This is a genomic window from Enterobacter sp. WI-ESBL-E8, assembly GCF_053364895.1.
The window spans coordinates 2,254,400-2,273,972 of record NZ_JBRWXJ010000001.1 but is presented as its reverse complement, the minus strand read 5'-3'; the positions used below and the strand labels follow the sequence as shown (position 1 = coordinate 2,273,972).

General features: G+C 54.3%; 15 protein-coding genes. 8 read left to right on the top strand and 7 right to left on the bottom strand.

Annotated features, from left to right (window positions below; genetic code table 11):
• Window positions 1-65: 65 nt before the first annotated feature.
• Complete coding sequence (locus ACWHWP_RS10980) at window positions 66-830, top strand: alpha/beta fold hydrolase (protein ID WP_063431487.1); 765 nt, start codon at window positions 66-68, stop codon at window positions 828-830.
• Window positions 827-1,441, top strand: a complete 615-nt coding sequence (locus ACWHWP_RS10975; protein WP_447855559.1) for an FMN-dependent NADH-azoreductase — start codon at window positions 827-829, stop codon at window positions 1,439-1,441. Before ACWHWP_RS10980 ends, ACWHWP_RS10975 begins: the two co-directional genes overlap by 4 nt.
• 49 nt (window positions 1,442-1,490) lie before the next feature.
• Here ACWHWP_RS10975 and ACWHWP_RS10970 read toward each other — a convergent pair whose 3' ends face one another.
• A complete protein-coding gene (locus ACWHWP_RS10970) occupies window positions 1,491-2,990 on the bottom strand; it encodes an aldehyde dehydrogenase family protein (protein WP_063431491.1) in 1,500 nt (499 codons plus the stop codon).
• Window positions 2,991-3,231: 241 nt separating this feature from the next.
• Between ACWHWP_RS10970 and feaR the strand changes: the two genes are divergently transcribed.
• Window positions 3,232-4,140 carry a transcriptional regulator FeaR gene (gene feaR, locus ACWHWP_RS10965; protein ID WP_059311391.1) on the top strand — a complete coding sequence of 303 codons (909 nt, stop codon included), beginning with the start codon at window positions 3,232-3,234 and terminating at the stop codon, window positions 4,138-4,140.
• Here the strand turns inward: feaR and ACWHWP_RS10960 are convergent, their stop codons facing one another.
• The 3 genes from ACWHWP_RS10960 to ACWHWP_RS10950 are packed head-to-tail and all read right to left on the bottom strand — an operon-like array spanning window position 4,141 to window position 7,293.
• Entirely contained in the window at window positions 4,141-4,458 is a 318-nt protein-coding gene (locus tag ACWHWP_RS10960; protein ID WP_059311392.1) for a YdbL family protein, read from the bottom strand.
• Window positions 4,459-4,465: 7 nt separating this feature from the next.
• Complete coding sequence (locus ACWHWP_RS10955) at window positions 4,466-4,657, bottom strand: YnbE family lipoprotein (RefSeq protein WP_014169918.1); 192 nt, start codon at window positions 4,655-4,657, stop codon at window positions 4,466-4,468.
• Window positions 4,654-7,293: a YdbH family protein gene (locus ACWHWP_RS10950; RefSeq protein ID WP_447855558.1), complete on the bottom strand. Its 2,640-nt coding sequence runs from the start codon at window positions 7,291-7,293 to the stop codon at window positions 4,654-4,656. The genes ACWHWP_RS10955 and ACWHWP_RS10950 overlap by 4 nt, the downstream gene beginning before the upstream one ends.
• 210 nt (window positions 7,294-7,503) lie before the next feature.
• On the opposite strand from ACWHWP_RS10950, the gene ACWHWP_RS10945 reads away from it, so the two are divergent.
• Window positions 7,504-8,493 carry a 2-hydroxyacid dehydrogenase gene (locus tag ACWHWP_RS10945; RefSeq protein WP_047348665.1) on the top strand — a complete coding sequence of 330 codons (990 nt, stop codon included), beginning with the start codon at window positions 7,504-7,506 and terminating at the stop codon, window positions 8,491-8,493.
• Between the two features lie 19 nt (window positions 8,494-8,512).
• Here the strand turns inward: ACWHWP_RS10945 and ACWHWP_RS10940 are convergent, their stop codons facing one another.
• Entirely contained in the window at window positions 8,513-9,718 is a 1,206-nt protein-coding gene (locus ACWHWP_RS10940) for an MFS transporter (RefSeq protein ID WP_447855557.1), read from the bottom strand.
• A gap of 453 nt (window positions 9,719-10,171) precedes the next feature.
• On the opposite strand from ACWHWP_RS10940, the gene ACWHWP_RS10935 reads away from it, so the two are divergent.
• A complete protein-coding gene (locus tag ACWHWP_RS10935; RefSeq protein ID WP_059311396.1) occupies window positions 10,172-10,843 on the top strand; it encodes an MgtC family protein in 672 nt (223 codons plus the stop codon).
• Between the two features lie 167 nt (window positions 10,844-11,010).
• On the opposite strand, the gene ACWHWP_RS10930 is transcribed toward ACWHWP_RS10935, so the two are convergent.
• Window positions 11,011-11,502, bottom strand: a complete 492-nt coding sequence (locus ACWHWP_RS10930; protein ID WP_447855556.1) for a hypothetical protein — start codon at window positions 11,500-11,502, stop codon at window positions 11,011-11,013.
• Window positions 11,486-12,295, bottom strand: coding sequence for a winged helix-turn-helix domain-containing protein (locus tag ACWHWP_RS10925; protein WP_447855555.1), 810 nt, complete (start codon window positions 12,293-12,295; stop codon window positions 11,486-11,488). The genes ACWHWP_RS10930 and ACWHWP_RS10925 overlap by 17 nt, the downstream gene beginning before the upstream one ends.
• A 342-nt stretch (window positions 12,296-12,637) precedes the next feature.
• On the opposite strand from ACWHWP_RS10925, the gene ACWHWP_RS10920 reads away from it, so the two are divergent.
• From ACWHWP_RS10920 to ACWHWP_RS10910, 3 genes are all read left to right on the top strand, one after another.
• The gene (locus ACWHWP_RS10920; RefSeq protein WP_447855554.1) at window positions 12,638-13,435 is read left to right on the top strand and encodes an EAL domain-containing protein; all 798 of its coding nucleotides are present in this window, start codon (window positions 12,638-12,640) and stop codon (window positions 13,433-13,435) included.
• A gap of 123 nt (window positions 13,436-13,558) precedes the next feature.
• On the top strand, window positions 13,559-14,728 hold the full coding sequence (locus ACWHWP_RS10915) for an autotransporter strand-loop-strand O-heptosyltransferase (protein ID WP_447855553.1): 1,170 nt from the start codon (window positions 13,559-13,561) through the stop codon (window positions 14,726-14,728).
• Between the two features lie 11 nt (window positions 14,729-14,739).
• Window positions 14,740-19,542, top strand: a complete 4,803-nt coding sequence (locus ACWHWP_RS10910; RefSeq protein ID WP_447855552.1) for an AIDA repeat-containing protein — start codon at window positions 14,740-14,742, stop codon at window positions 19,540-19,542.
• Window positions 19,543-19,573: the final 31 nt, after the last annotated feature.

Here is a 19,573-nt window from a genome sequence, read left to right as displayed (position 1 = left end):
ACAAGCGTCATTACACCTCTCGTTACACTGTGCTTCACCGTTACTCAGAAAATTACGTCACGCCTATGAAACCGACACGCTTGCCCGCTCTTCTCACTTTGCTGTGCCTGGCCGCGTCGCAGCCAGTGCAGGCGCGGATTAATAACATCGTCCTCGTGCACGGAGCCTTTACCGATGGTTCCGTCTGGCAGGCGGTAATCGGCCGCTTGCAGTCCCGGGGCTACCGCGTCACGGCGGTGCAGAACCCCCTGACCTCGCTGAAGGATGACGTCGCCGCCACGGAGCGCGTCATCGATCGCCAGCAAGGGGATGTCGTCCTTGTCGGGCACTCCTGGGCCGGCGCGGCGATCGCCCAGGCGGGCAATAACCCGAAGGTGAAGAAGCTGGTTTTCCTTTCCGCCCTTGCCCCCGACAGCGGAGAATCGGTCGACTCTCTTCTGACCCGACTTAACGCGCCGATGGCGGACATGCGCCCGGATAAGCAGGGATTCATCTGGCTGGACGATCCCGTCGCTTATCAGCGCGTGATGGCCAACGACCTGCCTCTAAAACGCGTAAAAGTGCTTACGGCTACCCAGCAGCCTATCGCCGCAGGCGCCTTTAGCGAGAAGGTTGAGCTCGCCGCCTGGCGTGAAAAGCCCTCATGGTATCTGCTGACCGAAGACGATCGCGCCCTCTCTCCCGGCGTCCAGCAACAGCTTGCTGGTGCCATGCACGCCACCGTCATGCGGATTAAGAGCAGCCATATGTCGATGATTTCCCATCCGGATGCCGTCAGCAAGCTTATCGAACAAGCAACCCAGCCCGACGTAAAGGAAATGAAAAAATGAAGATCCTGCATATAGATTCAAGCATTAACGGCGAGTTCTCACTTTCACGTCAGCTGACGGCAGAGGTGGTTCGCCAGCTCGCGTCAGACAAGGTGGTCTATCGTGACGTCGTTAAGACGCCCGTTGCCCACCTGACCGGCGCCGTTGCCGCCGGCTTCCGGCCGCTGCGGATAGCCACGGACGCGACGGCGGAAGACGTCCGCGAACACCGGCTGTCCGGGGAGTTGGTGAACGAGTTTCTCGACAGCGACATTATCGTGATCGGTGCGCCTATGTATAACTTCTCCGTCTCAACGCAGCTTAAAGCGTGGTTAGATCGACTGGCCCAGCCGGGAAAAACCTTCAGCTATACCCCGACGGGCCCGGTGGGACATGCGACCGGCAAGAGGATTATTGTCGTCTCCACCCGAGGGGGGATCTATCACGGTACGCCAATCGCGGACATGGATTTTCAGGAGCGATACCTGCAGAAGTTTTTTGGCTTTCTGGGCATCGACAGCGTGGAATTCGTGCGTGCTGAAGGGGCAACGCGCGGTGAGGAGATCCGCGCTAAAGGCATTGCGCAGGCGTTTGACGCTATTCCGTCCGTCATCGCCGCCTCGCTAAAATAGCCATCGGGTGAAAGCATGCCGGGTAAGCGCAGCGCCACCCGGCTTGTTTTTAATACCGCACGCACACCGATTTGGTTTCGCACCAGCCGTCCAGCCAGTCCGGGCCAAAGTCGCGTCCGGTGCCGGACTGCTTCATCCCGCCGAACGGCAGGTTGGCGTCGATCAGCGTATGGCTGTTCACCCATACGGTGCCCGCCTGCAGCCTGTCGGTATACTCCAGCGCCTTGCTGATATTCTGCGTCCAGACGCTGGCCGTCAGGCCATATTCGGTGTCGTTTGCCAGCTGGAGCGCCTCTTCCCCGTCGGAGACGCGCACCAGGTTGACCACCGGGCCAAACACCTCTTCGCGGGTCAGCCGCAGCGCGGCATCCGGGTTCACCACCAGCGTAGGCGAAACGTAATAGCCTTTGCCTTCCGGGCCACGGTTCCCGACGATCAGCTCCGCATGGCGAGACTTCGCTTCATCGAGGAAGGTCTGCACCTTGTCGCAATGCGCGCGCGACACCAGCGGGTTGATAAACGCCTCCGGGGACATGCCCGGCCCGACGCTCAGGGATTTCACCGCCTGCTCAAACCCGCTGACCAGCGTGTCAAACAGCGGCGCTTCAATATAGATGCGGGAGCTTGCCGCGCAGACCTGCCCCTGGTTCAGGAAGCTGCCGGTCATCAAGCCTTCAATCACCCACGCCGGGTCGGCGTCCTTCAGCACAATCGCCGGGTTTTTGCCCCCCAGTTCGAGGGTCACACCGGTCAGCGTGTCCGCCGCCGCGCGGGCAATGTGCTTGCCCGTTGCCGTTGAGCCGGTAAAACTGACCTTGGCAATATGCGGATGCGAGGTCAGCGCTGCGCCACACACCGCGCCACTTCCGGTCACCACGTTAAACACGCCTTCCGGAATGCCGGCTTCGCTGGCCAGCTCCGCCACGCGCAGCATGGTCAGCGGCGTGGTTTCAGACGGTTTAATGACGATAGAGCAGCCCGCGGCCAGCGCTGGCATCACTTTCCACATTCCGATCATCAGCGGGAAGTTCCAGGGCACAATCCCGGCAACCACGCCAACCGGCTCTTTGCGCGTCCACGCCTGGTAGCGTGCGCCCTGCGGCAGCGGAATGGAGAGGTCGAGCGTTTTACCCGCAATTTTGGTGGTCAGCCCGGCGGTATAGCGCATCCAGTTGAGGGTGCAGCCGACTTCAAAGGCGCGGGAAATGTTGATGGATTTGCCCTGCTCCAGCGTTTCAAGCTGGGCCAGCTCCTCGCTGTGCTGTTCAACCAGATCGGCGAAACGGAGCAGGATCCGCTCACGTTCAGCGGGTAATTTTCCGGCCCAGCTGCGGGCGACAAAGGCGCGCCAGCCGGACATAACCGCGCGGTCGACGTCATCGACGCTGGCATCGGCCGTCGAGGCAATCACCTCGCCGGTGGCCGGGTTGTAGACATTCAGCCGTTTTTCACTGTCCGACGCGGCCTGACGCCCTTCAATCCACAGGCCATGATGTCGGTCTAAAAACTGCTGCACGGCAGGCTGAATAGCCACCTGTGATTCAGACATAGGATACTCCTTCGTTATTATTCGCAGGGTGTTAATCCAGTCTAAGAGGGGTTTCGCATTCTCGCTTTTGTCTCTGTGACATTCGCTTTGCCACCTGTGACAGGCTCCGCAAATCGTGATAATTCCGTCTTATATCGCTGTCCCCGGTGAGTGTTCTTTCCTATAGTCAGCCCCAGAGCTCTGACAAAATGCAACACAAATGCAACAATGCGAAAACGTTGACGGTGCAGTGAGAGAAGCGATGGCGTGTGCAAGCGAGCAGGAACAGTATCAGCAGTGGCTGGCGCAAATTAACCAGGTTTGCGGGCGCTTTAACGCGCGTCCTCTGGACGGAAAATTCTTCGGTGAACTGGAAACCAGCTACGCGCGCAGCCTGAAGCTCAGTACCGTTACCGCTGGCGGCGTTAACCTGTTCCGCTCTCGTCAGGAGATCGTTCAGAGTAACGATGCCTGGTTCTATACCGTGTTCCAGCTAGAAGGCAGCGCGGAGATTGAACAGGACGACCGCCGCGCGGTGCTTAAAACCGGTGATATCACGCTGCTTGATGCATCGCGCCCCTGCTCAATCAACTGGCAGGAAAAATCCCGCCAGATTTCTTTGCTGGTCCCCCGCCAGATTATTGAGCAGCAGTGTCGGTTTCAGGAGATAAGCTGCGCGCTCCCCCTTTCCCGCTCGTTGCCGACGGTCCAGCTGAGCCATCGCCTGTTGATGGACAGCATGAGCAACGCCGACCTGAGTGACCGGGAGAGTGAAGCGGCGCTCGAGGCGATGGTCTGCCTGCTGCGCCCCGCTTTCCAGCAGCGCGAGCTGATTCAGCCGCGTAAGGAACGCCAGTTCCAGCACGTGGTGGCGATGATTGACGACCATATTCAGTCTGAATCTCTGCGCCCGGAATGGATTGCCGCCGAGAGCGGAATGTCCGTGCGCAGCCTCTACCGCATGTTTGCCGAGAAGGGGCTGGTGGTGGCGCAGTACATCAAAAACCGTCGTCTGGATCTCTGCGCGCAGGTGCTGCGCTCGGCCGGGGATGATGAAAAGCTGGCGGGGATTGGCTACAGCTGGGGGTTCACCGACCATAGCCATTTTTCAACGGCGTTTAAGCAGCGTTTTGGCGTCTCGCCGGGCGAATACCGCAGGCGCTACCGCTAGCTACTTCCTGAGCCATTTTCCGTTAATGCCCTTCACGTACTCGCCCGGCTGCGCGCGAGCAACCAGTTTTTGACCCGCCATTTTCGCCACTTCATCGACAGGCAAATTATTGCTGTCGGCCAGCTTCTGGTAGTTCTCCGCGCGCGCCGCGTTAATACGGCTGACCAGCGCCAGCGTTTCCGCGTCCTGTTGAATCGGGGCAATATACCCGCTGAGGGTTTCCCCCACGCGCCCCTGCGACCGCGCATCGTTTAAGGTCAGCGCAGCCGCCTGCACGTTCAACCCGACTGCCAGTAAAATCAGAGCTAATCGTTTCATGACGTCCTCAGAACAGATCGCTGCGCGATTTCAGCAGGGTTTCAACGTCTTTATCGACCTTAATATGGATCTCATGTTCGATTTTGACATTCATATTGATGGTAATCGGCTCCTTTGGCGCAGCGACTTCAATACGCGGCGTACAGCCGGTCAGTAGCGCGGCAACGGCAACGGTGAGCACACCAGCCATCTTTTTCATTGTTGTTCCTCACTTTCCTTGCCAGTCAAACTGCGGGGAGCAGGTATCGCCGCATGTTGCTCAAACCAGGTTTGCAGGTTGTCTCCAAAACGCAGGCTGCGCCAGAGGGTAAAGACATTCTCGTCATGGGTATAGTTCAGGTTGACGGAGCTGCTTTTGCCATCCACGCGGCTGGTCCCCTTGATGGTTGCCTGCATGGTTAATTCACCCAGGTTATCTAAATTGATTCTCGTCCACGAGCGCGAAATTTCCATATAGCGGAGCCAGTTAATCGCGGCGCCCGCTACCATATTATCTTTCACGATGGCGTCTGCCGTGTCTTTATCGATTCGCAGCGTCATGGGTCCCGGGTTGGTCAGCCAGCCATCTTTAACGATCCATTTTTCATTGTCCAGCCAGAACGGGAGCGCCCCGCTGACCGGGCCCGACATGGCAAACTGTTTCGGATTAACGGCGCTGATCAGTTCGCTCGAGGAGATATTGTCCACGCGCAGCAGGGCCGGATCGTGCTGCGGCATCCTCAGCTGCTGCATGGTGATCTTCCCGCCGAGGGTTTCCACCTTCACGTTGGTGAGCAGAAGCGGATTGTCCTCCGTCCAGGGATAATCCCCCTGTAAGTCGGCGGTGATGTTGCGCGCGGTCACCAGGTTTACGACTTCGCCAATGCGCAACGTGACCGGGCCGCGCGTGCCCAGGGACCAGGTCCCCTCGCTGAAGCGGAACGGCAGCACAAAATCAACTCCGTTGATCTGGTTATCCGGCATCCAGGCGCTGCCGGACTTCAGCACCCCGTGCCCACCCGCTTCAAAGCCCTGGTCGGCCGCCGCCGAGAAGGCGACCTGCGCATAGAGTTCCCCGTCGCGCAGCGTCATTTTCCAGTCCGGCGGGATCAGAGGCTGGAATACGGTGAGCGACTGTTTCGGCCACCAGGCCTGCCCGCGAAGGCGTACGCCATCCCAGCGACCGTTGACCTGCACCGGGCCGATTTTGTCCGCATGCAGGTCGCCCTTAAACTGGAATATCGTCGGGTCGGTGCCGTCGACGCTGAAGGTCAGGACCGACGGCGGCAAAAAGCTGCCGCCGGAGAAACGGGTTTGCCCGGCGTTGAGCGACAGCGCACCGCTGAAGCTCGGCTTAGCGGGATCGCGGAACCAGCGCACCGGCCGATCCAGCACCAGGCGCGGCTTGCTAACTTCCATCGTGCCGTACTGGAGCTTGTCAAAGCCGGTGGAGAGCGCCGTCAGCTCGATAAGCTTGTCGCGCCACTCGCCTTTTCCAGCAACGTCCCAGCGGGCATTCATCGGCGTAAAGCCGCCTTTCCCCCAGTAGCGCCACTGCCACAGGCCGTTGTCGGGTAAAAAGTCGTTGGCCTGTCCGTCCAGGTGGAGCTCAAAGTCGCCCATTTCGTTTTCATGGGCGCGCAGAATGGCCTGTAGACGTCCGTCCACGCCCTTCTGCGTCAGCTTCACGCCCGCCAGCGGCCAGCGGATTTCATCGATATCGAGTGAGTTGATGATGCGCCCGCGCGAGCGGAGCAGCGCGCCCGGCTCAAAGTCGAGCTGCGGTTCATACAGGCTACCGGTCAGTTTTGCCGGCAATCTGGCGTAAAGAATGAGATCGTTTTGCTTCGCCTCGCCGCTCAGGTGCAGCGGCATGTCGCTGTTTTCCATGCTGAGCCTGCCGGGACCAATATTCAGTACGGCGTTGCCTTTGCCCGCATCGCCGTGCGTCAGCACGTTCAGTCGTCCGGTCAGGGTGGCTTTCTCCAGCCCCTGCTGCCAGTTGTCGGCGCGAAGCGAAACGCGCCCGCTCAGCGGCATACCGGAAAGATCCCAGTTCCAGCGCCCGTCGCTGATATTTAGCTGTTCCGCGGTTACCTGCCACGGCAGGTCGAGCAGCGGATCGGGGTTGTCTCGCGCCATCACCACCAGCTGCCCCTGATTCTCTTCCCAGTCGAGATCGGCATCGACCAGGGACGTTAACTGTGGCACGTTAAAGGTCGCGACCGCGTGGCCCTTCACCGGTACGCCGTCCGGAACCAGCGGCAGGGTGAACTCGCCCACCAGCTTAATAGGCTGCGGTTGATCCGGAAGCTGAATATCGAACTGGCTGACGGAGAGCGTCTGGCCGCGAAGCGTTCCTTTAATGCTGACCTGCTCGCCTTTGTAGGCGATCTCCTGGCTTGAGGGGGTCAGCGACGCCTTCAGTTCGCCCTGCCACTGCTGCCAGGGGGAAAGCGTCAGACGATGAACGGTGAGCCAGGTGTTGGGCAATACCGCCTGCCACTGGGCCAGCGTTTTGGGGGCAACCGTTGACGGCGCGGACTGGGGAATTTTGCTGAGGCAGACCGAGTTTAAATCCAGCGCGCCAATATCCAGCTTCCAGCGGCTGGGATGTGACAGCGTCACGTTATTGATACGGGCAATCTCGCAGTCTTCAACCAGATAGCGGAGATCGGGGATAACCAGCGCGTGACGAGTGAGCCTCGGGCTCTCTTCGAAAGCAATGCGCGTTCCGACGGGCAGCCAGATCCCGGCGAGCGTCGGTACCCACTGTGCGAGCGTCATCAGCAGCGTCAGCGGCACCAATATGAACAGCAGTAAAAGCGCAAGTGCGGCTTTGTATTTACCCTTCATGGGCAGTTAATATCCTGATTTAGCGAAAGAATTAAGCCGACAGTGCCGATCATTGTCGCATGTTTAGCCAGTTAGTTGAAGGGAATGCCATTTTTAAGGATAGATGCTCTAGAATAATTGATAGAACTTATTGAATTCAATAATATTTTAGAAATTGTAAGATAATTTTAATCATGCTAACGTGAATGTAAAATCACTGGAGAAAGTCTTATGAAACTCGCGGTATATAGCACAAAGCAGTACGACAAAAAGTATCTGCAACATGTTAACGAGGCTTACGGGTTTGAGCTTGAATTTTTCGACTTTCTGCTGTCCGAGAGAACCGCCAAAACGGCGCACGGCTGTGAAGGTGTCTGCATCTTTGTTAACGATGACGGCAGTCGTCCGGTGCTGGAGGAGTTGAAAAAACAGGGAGTGAAATACATCGCCCTGCGCTGCGCGGGATTTAACAACGTGGACCTCGACGCGGCGAAAGAGCTGGGTCTGAAGGTGGTTCGCGTGCCGGCGTACTCCCCGGAAGCGGTCGCGGAACATGCAATTGGCATGATGATGTCGCTCAACCGTCGTATTCACCGCGCTTATCAGCGTACCCGTGACGCCAACTTCTCGCTGGAAGGGCTCACCGGCTTTACCATGTACGGCAAAACCGCCGGCGTGATCGGCACCGGTAAAATCGGCGTGGCCGCCCTGCGCATTCTGAAAGGCTTCGGCATGCGTCTGCTGGCGTTCGATCCGTACCCAAGCGCGGCGGCGCTGGATCTGGGCGTGGAGTACGTCGACCTGCCGACCCTGTTCTCGCAGTCTGACGTTATCTCCCTGCACTGCCCGCTGACGCCGGAGAACTACCACCTGCTCAATCAGGCGGCGTTTGACCAGATGAAAGACGGCGTGATGATCATCAACACCAGCCGCGGCGGATTGGTTGACTCCCAGGCCGCTATCGAAGCGCTGAAGACTCAAAAAATTGGCGCGCTGGGGATGGACGTGTATGAGAACGAACGCGATCTGTTCTTTGAAGACAAGTCTAATGATGTGATTCAGGACGACGTGTTCCGTCGCCTCTCTGCCTGCCACAACGTGCTGTTTACCGGACACCAGGCGTTTCTGACCGCCGAAGCGCTGATCAGCATTTCAGAAACGACGCTGGGGAATTTACAGCAGCTGGAAAAGGGTGAAGCCTGCCCTAACGAACTGGCTTAAGCCCAACGCCGGGTGGCGTCTATACCTCACCCGGCACGTTTATTTCCCAGCTCCGGTGAGCAACGCGCCACCAGAGCAGAACGGCCAGCAGGGCAATCGCGCTCAGTACGCTGAATGCCGTCGCAAATGAGTAGTGCCCCGCGATCGTGCCGGTTAATGCCGGACTCATGGATGCCCCAACCCCCTGCATCAGCATCACCACGCTCTGCCCGGCATTGACGTGCCCGCTCCCGCGCAACAGCACCACAATAAACGACGGAACCACGACCCCCAGGATCCCGGCGGCCAGCCCGTCGAGAATTTGTACCGGAATCATCATCAAGGGAGCGTCCGTGGACGCCGCCAGCGCCGCGCGCACCGGCATCACCAGCAGCGCCAGCATAATTAAGCGCCAGTAGCCGTAGCGCTCTATGCGATGCGAGACCCAGATGGCGACGGGGATCATCACCGCCTGAGAGATGATGACGGTGCCCGCCGCATACAGGCCGGGGTTAATCGAGGCAGGCGCCGCTGCAACCCTCATGCTCAGCATCGGCAGCAGCGCGGCGTTTGCCAGGTGGAACAGCAGCAGCGTCAGGCCGGTCACAAACAGCGCGCGGTTTTTCATCAGCACCGTAAAGCCGGGAACCGGCAGGCTCTCTGAGGATGACAACCCCCGCGCGGCATTGTTATCGATATCGCCGCTGCGAATGGCCAGCAGCGCGCACAGTGTTAGCAGCGTCGTGCAGGTCATCAGCAGGAATATCCCGCCGACGCCCCAGTACCAGGCGATGCCGCCCGCAATCAGCGCGGTAGCAAAGTTGCCGCCGTGATTGAACGCCTCATTTCTGCCCATCTGCGCGCTGAACCCGCTCTGGCCGGTCAGCCCCAGCGTAATCCCCGCAATTAGCGGCCCGACAAACGCCGCACAGATACCCGTTACTATCTGCGAAATAGCCACGATACCGCTCTGCTGACTAAACCAGAGCAGAAGCGTACTGAGGGTGATGAGCAGGCACACCAGCGCCAGCACGGTCCGCTTGCTACGTGAGGTGTCGGTGATGAACCCTGCCGGTAGCGTGGCCAGTAACCCCGCCAGACCTCCTGCCGTCATCAGTATGCCGATATCATCGGGGGTCCAGTGACGTTCGGTCAGAAAAATACCGAGAAAGGGACCTAGGCCATCGCGAACATCTGCGATGAAAAAACTGGTCAGGCATAATGCCCGCAGCGAACGAAGAGACATACTTCCTGCCTTTGCATGTTATCGCCGGTAAAAAAGCAAAATGTAGTTTATCGGATGTTTTTGAAAATCAGATGACGTCTTAAAACACTCATCCCGAACTTAAACAATTCATAACGGACGTGGCTTTTTCGCTTTACTGAACATCACTCCTGATTATACTGGCACTAAATTTATACAGGAGCTCTTCGTTGGAAAGCCATTTTATATTTGATACGAAGGTAAGCTGACGCGAATTTCTCGCTGCTTGCCTTCACGGTGGGCAGCAATCCTCTTTAAGCGATTGCATCCCGACACATAAAGTACCGCTCAATTGTGGGGCATCGCGATGTTCATGTTTACACATTCACTCTTTCCGCCACCCTCGTCCTGACATGCTACGTGTTTAGGGCGTCATGGTGTCTTTTATGAAGCACTGACGCTTATTATTTAATAATGTTAACAGGCGACAGGCTGATGTTCCCTTATATCTCTCATCTGCTCGCAGCGATGCTGCTGGGCGCAATTATTGGCGCCGAAAGACAATGGCGCCAGCGTATGGCCGGGCTTCGTACCAATGCACTGGTCGCCACGGGCGCGGCGGTGTTCATTTTAAGTTCCGTGTCCACCTCACCTGACAGCCCGGGGCGCATCGCAGCGCAGATAGTCTCCGGAATAGGATTTCTTGGCGCAGGCGTCATTATGCGCGAGGGGATGAATATCCGTGGCCTGAATACCGCCGCAACGCTGTGGTGCTCGGCCGGAATTGGCGTATTATGCGGCTTAGGGCAGTTCTGGAATGCCGCCATGGCCAGCTTGATTATCCTTTGTGCCAACATATTGCTTCGTGAAGCCGCACAGAGGATTAATCAACTGCCTGCGATCCATGAGGGCGAAAAATGCTATGTCCTGAAAATCACCTGCAGTGATGAGCATGAAGATGCGGTGCGGCAAAGTGTGCTAAGCATGGCGAAAGAGTTGACGATTAGCGTGAAAGGCATTTATTCCACCACGACGCAGGCGGAAGGAACAACCGAAATTCGGGCTGAGGTGATTACGCGCGAAGAATATCGAAAATTACTCGATCAGATTATGGGCACTATTGGCGGAAATAAAATTATTGCGTCCGTAAGCTGTCACGCAATTTGAAAAAATCGGGCGTTACAAAAGAAAATTCACGCTACTCACCCAACCCGACAGACAAAGTCTTCTCACGACTTTTTGCGCGAATTTTTTACAGGAGAATAGTTCCGGAAGTGTTAAGGACGAGTACCTTGCTGAGGGAAAGGCATCTCCCTCAGCAAGCGTTCGGTTGTTTACCCTTCCCTGTTCACGCACAGAGCAAACGGCGACTGTAAGTTTCCTATCAACCAACCATTACTGGAAGGCTCAACTCTCAGCTGGCGAACCGTTCCATCCGGGACATAAAAGAAACTGCTTTTGAAGCTCTCCTCATCGGCCGTGTCGCGGTGAGTTTTCACGTAACGCGTATCCATTATGGAGATCTCGCCGGGCCTGTTCATTTCATAACTGAACAATACTGTTCTTGAGATAATTTTAGACCCTTTATCAGAGTGAATATTTCCTGACAAGACAGCTTGACCATCATGGTTTTCGTCTAAACGAAAGACCAGATCCAACGTCGCAATGAAATCAGGATCCTGATGGTTATAGCGTAGAATCGTTGAGCAGTTAACTTTTAGAAAATTTTGATTCTGCCGTTTGTGTACATAGAACCAAACAGATAACGCCAGCACAACGAGTAGAAGTATAGCAATCAACCCTGTTTTTTTAGTGAGTGCGTTCATAACCATTCCAATAGTTATTTAGACAGGAAATGTATTTATCGTTTCTTGACGTACATCGACTGATGAAAGCTCGTCCCTTGTTGCCGTAAAGATATGACTCAGAAACCTGATACAAGAATGAGGTTCCGTCCAGACAGTCAATTCCATTGGCCTTTGCCAACTCGATGAACAAGTCTTTTTTTTGTTCAGAAAGCGATGCGGAATTTCTTTGTACAGTGTATACAGGGCACGATCCATACTTAAAGAGAAAATAAGTCTTCAATTCTCTTACCTGAGCCAAGTCTTTGGATGGAACCCTAAGCCCTAAAGTAATCAAGGTCGCGCTTATTAAAAAGACTGTCAATGCCATAGCGATCGGTAAATGTCTATATTTAACCCGCACGAGCGAGAGTTCTTTTACTACTTGCGCATCATTTTTTTCATCTTCTAACCGAGGCTCATCCTCAATAGTGGATTGAGTCTGAACCCTTACCTCGACATCACTATTAAACATAAAACCAACGCGAGGCACCGTAGTAATACACTCCTCGACAATCCCAAACTGTACGAAATGCTTTCTAAGTTCGGAAATGTATTTGTTTAGCGTGTGACTAGAAGAACGGAGACCATGAGCATCCCATACGCTATCCAGAAGTTCATTTCGCGTCAGAACCTGACCATGCTTTTCCAGAAGACATGCAAGAAGTCTGTTCATTGTCAGGGTCAGAATGACAGTAGAGCCTTCGTCTCCGGATGGCCATATAGCACCATCTTCCGAGCGATAGAAAACCCTATTATCAATCACGAAAACCATCTCTGACTCCTTATCCATGATGGTAATTGAATGGTTTCTCTCGTTTCTCCAACTTACGGAAACCCATCAGCTTCATTCTTTCATCCTAGCACAGCCAGGCTCAGCAGCAGTTCTTGCAGTAATATTGCTTGTAAATGGATTCATGCTTAGAACATTAATTTGTAATTTAACAAATTCAAGATACATATACCTGCATTGCGTTTTTGGTTGATAGGATTATTCGCAGAAGTGAATGAGCAGGTTCTTAATCTCCAGGAGTAGTCATCCGCCCTACCGCCATTCACAGTTCCGGGAACGAAGAGACAGCTCGGGTAGCGAATCCAGTAGATAAGGAGCGACATTATGATAAGCACCAAAATGCTCATGAAGGCAGAACGTTTCTTCATCAAAGCTCGTACAGTGATTAGAGAAACAATCTTATCAGCGGAACTGACTGGTGCTGAATTTGTTCCCTTCATTCAGCCCGTATATTGGGGAGATAAGATAGTAGGCGGAGAGGTTTTACTCAGAGTTCTCAAAGATGGAATTTACCACTCCCCAGAAAAGTACCTTTCAGCAATGGAATCATGTGAAGTGATTAATGATGTCACATGCAGCTTGATGTCTAATGTTAAAACCTACTTCGAAGGCTATGAAGGTACTCTACCTGATGACTTTTATCTCTCCTTCAACATCTGTGCGAGACAGTTGAACTCTTCAAGAGTTATTGAAGCAGTGACGGACTTTAAGAAAACATTCGACGGACGCATTGCTGTCACGCTGGAAATTGTCGAACGTGGAACAATGAACCTGGACGACTTTGCACTCGAGGCTATGCAGCAACTTACTGAGTCAGGTGTGCGATTTGCGATTGATGATTTCGGCAGCGGGAGTTCATGTCTTAAATATATTGAACATGCAGGTTTCTCAACAATCAAAATTGATAAATGCCTCACAATTGCCAGCAATGGATCATTAATCTATTCCGCGGTGATTGATTCCATTGTCACTCTCGCAGAGCGGCTGCAAATTCATGTCATTGCTGAAGGTATAGAAAACAAGGAACAACTATCGCTTTTGAAAGATAAAGGGGTGGATATTTTTCAGGGTTATCTATTTTCAAAACCTGTAAGCATGCACGAGTTTTGCATGCACATATAACATTTTTCAAAAGCATAAACACAGCAATTCGCAACCTTTCATGGAACAGCATTACTTAAATAACAGTAGTGCACTCAACCTATTTGTTACAGATTTAAAATTACCACCGAGGACAAATTATATATGTCAGCTAACTTTCCAAATCCTCCAGAGCTTCCGTCATGCACAGGACCGGACGGAATTCTTTATGACTTTAACTATGGCGCGCGCGTTTTGCTTCCGGAAGGAAAATGGCACGTCATCTTAATGGATGACGACAGCGGCAATATTCTCTTCAGCTGTGACTCAGAAGGCGGTTGGGTTACCAGTAATAAAAAATATTACGTCCGTTTCCGCATTCAGGTATTCCACCAGGGATCGACTAGCCCGGTCCTGGATGAAACGTTAGATATGAAGGATAAGCCCGTTGTTATCTTTTTCCCTACGGGCACGCTGGGCGACATGCTTGGCTGGTTCCATTACGCAGAGCGTTTTCGCCAGCTGCACCGCTGTCAGCTTGAGTGCGTTATGGGGCAGGAAATTATCGAGTTGCTCAGCGCGCAATATCCGGAGATCACGTTCTCCACAAAGGACCATCTGCAAACTGTAAATCCCTACGCGTCCTGGTATGTCGGCCTTTTCTTTAAGGGAGACACAACTCATCAGCCCATCGATTTCAGGAAGGTCGGCTTCCACCGCAATGCCGGCTATATCCTCGGGGTCGATCCGCGGGAGTGCCCTCCCCGACTGAAGCTGGATGCGGAAAGAAAAATAGCGGAGCCGTATGTCTGCATCGCCGCGCAGTCTACCAACCAGGCGAAGTACTGGAACAACGGCCATGGCTGGGCCGAGGTGGTTGCCCACCTTAAATCTCTGGGTTACCGGGTGCTGTGCATTGACCGCAATGCGCATTACGGCCAGGGCTTCGTCTGGAACCACATTCCTCAGGGCGCCGAAGACTTTACGGGGAATATTCCGCTTCAGGAGCGTGTGGACCTCTTAAAGCATGCGAGCTTCTTTATCGGACTGGGCAGCGGGCTGTCATGGCTTGCCTGGGCGTCCGGGATCCCTGTGGTGTTAATCAGCGGATTCAGTCTTCCCAATAGCGAGTTTTTCACCCCCTGGCGGGTATTCAGCAGCCATGGCTGTAACGGCTGCTGGGATGACACGTCTGTTGATTTTGACCACGTGGATTATTTGTGGTGCCCGCATCACAAGAATACCCCCCGACAGTACGAGTGCACGAGTCTGATAACCGGTAAACAGGTCATCGGCATGGTGGATCGTCTGCATTCAGGATTAGTTGATAAGTAAGGAAAATAAACATGAACAAGATCTACACCACAGTCTGGTGCGAGTCGCGCCAGCAGTGGATTGTTACCTCTGAACTCGCGACCGGGTCCGGTCGCCCGAAGCTGACGCCGAAGAAAAGCGCACTGGCGTTACTGCTGGGCGTCGTGCTGCTGCCTTCTGGGCCGGTCATGGCTGCGGATTATGTGGGCGAGACGGTAACGGGCATACAGGGTATTCATTCAGGAGACAGGGCCATTTCCACTACCATTAATAGCGGTGGTAGTCAGTACATCACTAGTGACGGTTATACCTCTGCTACCACCATCAACACAGGTGGCACTCAGTTAGTTTCCAATGGCGGCTGGGCCTCTAACACCACCATCAATAGCGGTGGCATTCAGCGTGTCTCCAGTGGCGGTTTGGCCAATGTCACCACCATTAAAGGCAATGGCAACCAGCACATCTACGGTGGTAGTGCCAATTCTACTACCATCATTAGCGGTGGCTTTCAGCATATCTCAAATGGTGGCACCGCCACTTATAGCACCGTTAGTAACGGTGGTGTACAGCACATCTCTAGTGGTGGCTTGGCCGCCTATGCTACCCTCGACCGTGGTAATCAGTACGTTTACAGAGGCGGCTCAGCCACCTCTACTACCATTAACAGCGGTGGTACTCAGTACATCTCAAGTGGCGGCCGGGCAACCTCTACTGATATTAAATTCGGTGGAAAGCAGCACGTTTCTAATGGCGGCCAAGCGGTTAATACCTCTATCGTTGGAATTGATGGAGAACAGCACGTTTCAAATGGCGGCACTGCCATCGACACCACCATCAACGTCATGGGTAATCAGCACGTCTCCAATGGTGGCTCTGCCACTGAAACCACAATCAGTGGTGGTGCTCAGCACGTATCCAGTGGCGGGTCTGCCACTAGTACCACCATTTATAGTGGTAATCAGCGCGTGTCCAGTGGCGGGTCGGCTACATCGACACGCATAATGAGCGGTGGTTCTCAGCTCATCTATAATGGCGGGGAGGCTACCTCTACCATCCTTGATGGTGGTAACCAGTTCGTCAGCGGAGGAACGGCCACCAGCACTACTATAAGCGCTGGTGGCCAGCTCGTCTCTAATGGCGGCCTGACCATTACAACCACGATAAACAGTGGTAGTCAGAGTATCTTCAGCGGTGGCTTTGCCACTTTTACTACAATCAATAGTGGCGGTTATCAGCACGTCTCCAGTGGTGGTATGGCCAGTGACACCACCATCAACACCTGGGGTTATCAGAACGTCTACGCTGGAGGTTCGGCGAATTCTACCACCATCGAAGGTGGTGGACAGTACATCCTCAGTGGCGGCACAGCCACTACTGCTACCATCAATAGTGGAGGCTATCAGCACGTCGAGAGTGACGGTTCAGCAACCTCTACTACTATACATGCTGATGGTGTTCAGTTAGTTTCTAGTGGCGGTTCGGCCACCTCCACTTACGTCAGTAGTGGAGGTAATCAGAACATCTCCAGTGGCGGCTCGGCCACCACCACTTACGTCAGTAGTGGGGGTAATCAGAACATCTACAGTGGCGGCTCGGCCACCTCCACTTACGTCAGTAGTGGGGGTAATCAGAACATCTCCAGTGGCGGCTCGGCCACCTCCACTTACGTCAGTAGTGGTGGTAATCAGAACATCGCCAGTGGCGGCTCGGCCACCTCCACTTACGTCAGTAGTGGGGGTAATCAGAACATCGCCAGTGGCGGCTCGGCTACTGAGACCACCATTAATGGCAATGGCAACCAGTACATATACGATGGTGGTAGTGCCAATTCTACTACCATCAACAGCGGTGGTAATCAGCACGTATCCAGTGGCGGTTCGGCTACTTCCACTACCATCAATCATGGCGGTCAGCAGGCTATATTTAATGGCGGAATGGCCATTGGCACCACAATCAGCGGTTTGGCTACAAATCTAGTATCTACCCGGCAGACTATCTACGGCGGAGGTTCTGCCATCTCAACGACCATAAACAGTGGTGGCTATCAGACCATAATGTCCGGGGGCTCAGCTACAAGTACCACCATTAACAACCATGGCAATCAGCAAGTCTCCAGTGGTGGTGTGGCCACGGACACCACTATCAATAACTGGGGCTTTCAGAATATCTACGCTGGAGGTTCGGCCACATCTACAACCATCGAGGATGGGGGCAGTCAATACGTCAATAGTGGCGGCACTGCCACCTCTACTACCATCAGTGGTGGAATCCAGTACGTTGTCAGTGGCGGTTCGGCCACCTCTACTACCATCAGTGGTGGAATCCAGTACGTTGTCAGTGGCGGTTCGGCCACCTCGACTACCATCGAAGGAGGATCTCAGCTCATCTTTAATGGCGGTGCGGCCACATCTGCCACTATCAACAGCGGCGGTTATCAGAGCATCTCCAGTGGCGGCTCAGCTTTTAAAACAGAAATAAACAGTGGCAGGCAGTATGTATACGCAGGAGGCTCGGCCTCATTTACAACCATAAGCGGTGGCAGACAGGATGTCTATGGTGGTTCGGTAACCAGCACCATCGTCAATGGTGGCCGGCAGTATGTTTATGCAGGAGGCTCGGCCACCGCTACCACTATCAATGGTGGTGGTGACATGTATATCGAGATAGGTTCTGCCACATCAACTTTCATCGATGATGGTAATCTTCATGTTTCCAGTGGAGGCGTAGCAATTGACACAACTATTGCCAATAATGGCAGGCTGCACGTAAATAGTGGCGCTAAAGTTACGGGTACTATTATCAGTGGCTGGCAGATCGTCCACGCAGGTGGATCGGCCAATCTCACATCCATTGACGGTGGTCAACAGCGAGTTTCCGGCGGTACAGCAACCTCTACAACAATCAACAGTGGTGGTTATCAGTATGTCTCCAGTGGTGGCACAACCACTGACACCACTATAAACGATGGCCAGTCCTGGCTAATGACCGGAGCGCTGGCCGACGGCAAAACCATAGTGAGCGCGGGAGGCGTACTGCTGATGAACGCAGGCTCTCTCGCAACGGACGTCAACATCCAGGGAGGCACCCTCTCTGTCAATGACCTTTCCGATGCCACATACGGTACGGACACTGCTCAGGTCGATAAGCTCACCATGGACGGCGGTAACGTCAACTTCCTGCGTAACAGCGACGGTCAATTCGCGAAGTTGACGATTATGGAGCTGAACGGCACCGGGAACTTTCTACTTAACACCTCTTTGGCTGATAAAGCCGGCAACTACGTCACGATTGAGCAGGGTACCGGTCAGTTTGGTCTTGCCGTTAATGATTCCGGTAAGGAGATATCAGACCACACTGATCTGACACTGAACCTCATCCATGAGAAAGGCGGTTACATAGACTTTGAAATGGTCACGGCGTCCGGTCGAAGTACCAGATTCGTGGACGGCGGTACGTACATGTACACCCTGTACAGCCAGCAGGATAAGGACGGCCTCACCGGCGGTAACGTCTGGTATCTGGGGGCCATGGGGAGTGGCGGCGAGAATCCAGGTGGTGAGAATCCAGGTGGTGAGAATCCAGGCGGCGAAAACCCGGGCGGTGAGAACCCCGGTGGCGAAAACCCTGGCGGTGAGAATCCGGGCGGTGAGAACCCGGGCGGTGAGAACCCGGGCGGTGAGAACCCGGGCGGTGAGAACCCTGGTGGTGAGAACCCGGGTGGTGAGAACCCGGGTGGTGAGAACCCGGGTGGTGAGAACCCGGGCGGTGAGAACCCGGGCGGTGAGAACCCTGGTGGTGAGAACCCTGGTGGTGAGAACCCTGGCGGTGAGAACCCTGGCGGTGAGAATCCGGGCGGTGAGAATCCGGGCGGTGGTGACAACGGCAACGCAGGAGGTAACGGAAATGGCGGTAAGAAGCCAATGACCACACCTGCAACTGATGCCATTCTGGCCATGTCCAATGCAGGTCTGAACGTCATCCATTCCGAGCTGGATGGCCTGCGCACGTATCGCGCGAGTCTGGATAAAACCGGACCAGAAAGCAACGTATGGGGACACTACCTCGGCAGTAAAAGTGACATTGATACAAGCAATGGCGCAGCCTATAAGTTGAGCCAGAACGGACTTGAGATCGGTGCTGATACCCGTACTGACTTTGACCGAGGCAGCGTTGTCACTGGCGCATTCATGTCCTTTAGCGATAACAAAGTGAAACATGCCCGCGGCGGTACAAGCAAAATCGACAGCTACGGTCTCGGTCTGTATGCAACCTGGTACGACGCAAGTGGGTTCTACGCTGACGGTGTAGTCAAAGGTAACCGTCTTAACAACAAACTGAGAGCAGTTATGACTAACGGAGGTAAAACCGGCGGTGACTGGAAGCAGTATGCACTCAGCACCGCCGTTGAAGGTGGTTATCAGTTCGATCTCAATGATGATATAAGCATCACGCCTTATGGACGCCTGGCATTTGTTCAGATGACCAGTGAGGAGGTAAAACTCAGCAATGGCATGAAAGGTAATACGGGCTCACCGCGTTCTGTCACAGGTGAAGCCGGTGCGAAGATTGCCGGGAAGTTCAATATTGGCTCGACTGAGTTCAAACCTTATCTGTCAGCTGCAGTGCTGCAAGAGTTTGCTAGCTCAAACGAAGTTACGATCAATGAGCGCAATCGCTTTGACAACAACGTCAAAGGCACATCAGGAAAGTACGGTCTGGGCGCTTCAGTCAATGTTGGCAAAGACGTAACCTTGTACGGTGAGGCTAATTATCGTCAGGGCAGCCAAATCGAGACACCTATCCAGGGTGTGGCCGGTATCCGTATCGGATTCTGATGTTACCAGAGGGGCCTTAGGGCCCCTTTTC

Coding starts and splice junctions, on each gene's coding strand:
- ACWHWP_RS10980 (WP_063431487.1), top strand. CDS start 66: ATGAAACCGACACGCTTGCCCGCTCTTCTCACTTTGCTGTGCCTGGCC.
- ACWHWP_RS10975 (WP_447855559.1), top strand. CDS start 827: ATGAAGATCCTGCATATAGATTCAAGCATTAACGGCGAGTTCTCACTT.
- ACWHWP_RS10970 (WP_063431491.1), bottom strand. CDS start 2,990: ATGTCTGAATCACAGGTGGCTATTCAGCCTGCCGTGCAGCAGTTTTTA.
- feaR (WP_059311391.1), top strand. CDS start 3,232: ATGGCGTGTGCAAGCGAGCAGGAACAGTATCAGCAGTGGCTGGCGCAA.
- ACWHWP_RS10960 (WP_059311392.1), bottom strand. CDS start 4,458: ATGAAACGATTAGCTCTGATTTTACTGGCAGTCGGGTTGAACGTGCAG.
- ACWHWP_RS10955 (WP_014169918.1), bottom strand. CDS start 4,657: ATGAAAAAGATGGCTGGTGTGCTCACCGTTGCCGTTGCCGCGCTACTG.
- ACWHWP_RS10950 (WP_447855558.1), bottom strand. CDS start 7,293: ATGAAGGGTAAATACAAAGCCGCACTTGCGCTTTTACTGCTGTTCATA.
- ACWHWP_RS10945 (WP_047348665.1), top strand. CDS start 7,504: ATGAAACTCGCGGTATATAGCACAAAGCAGTACGACAAAAAGTATCTG.
- ACWHWP_RS10940 (WP_447855557.1), bottom strand. CDS start 9,718: ATGTCTCTTCGTTCGCTGCGGGCATTATGCCTGACCAGTTTTTTCATC.
- ACWHWP_RS10935 (WP_059311396.1), top strand. CDS start 10,172: ATGTTCCCTTATATCTCTCATCTGCTCGCAGCGATGCTGCTGGGCGCA.
- ACWHWP_RS10930 (WP_447855556.1), bottom strand. CDS start 11,502: ATGAACGCACTCACTAAAAAAACAGGGTTGATTGCTATACTTCTACTC.
- ACWHWP_RS10925 (WP_447855555.1), bottom strand. CDS start 12,295: ATGGTTTTCGTGATTGATAATAGGGTTTTCTATCGCTCGGAAGATGGT.
- ACWHWP_RS10920 (WP_447855554.1), top strand. CDS start 12,638: ATGATAAGCACCAAAATGCTCATGAAGGCAGAACGTTTCTTCATCAAA.
- ACWHWP_RS10915 (WP_447855553.1), top strand. CDS start 13,559: ATGTCAGCTAACTTTCCAAATCCTCCAGAGCTTCCGTCATGCACAGGA.
- ACWHWP_RS10910 (WP_447855552.1), top strand. CDS start 14,740: ATGAACAAGATCTACACCACAGTCTGGTGCGAGTCGCGCCAGCAGTGG.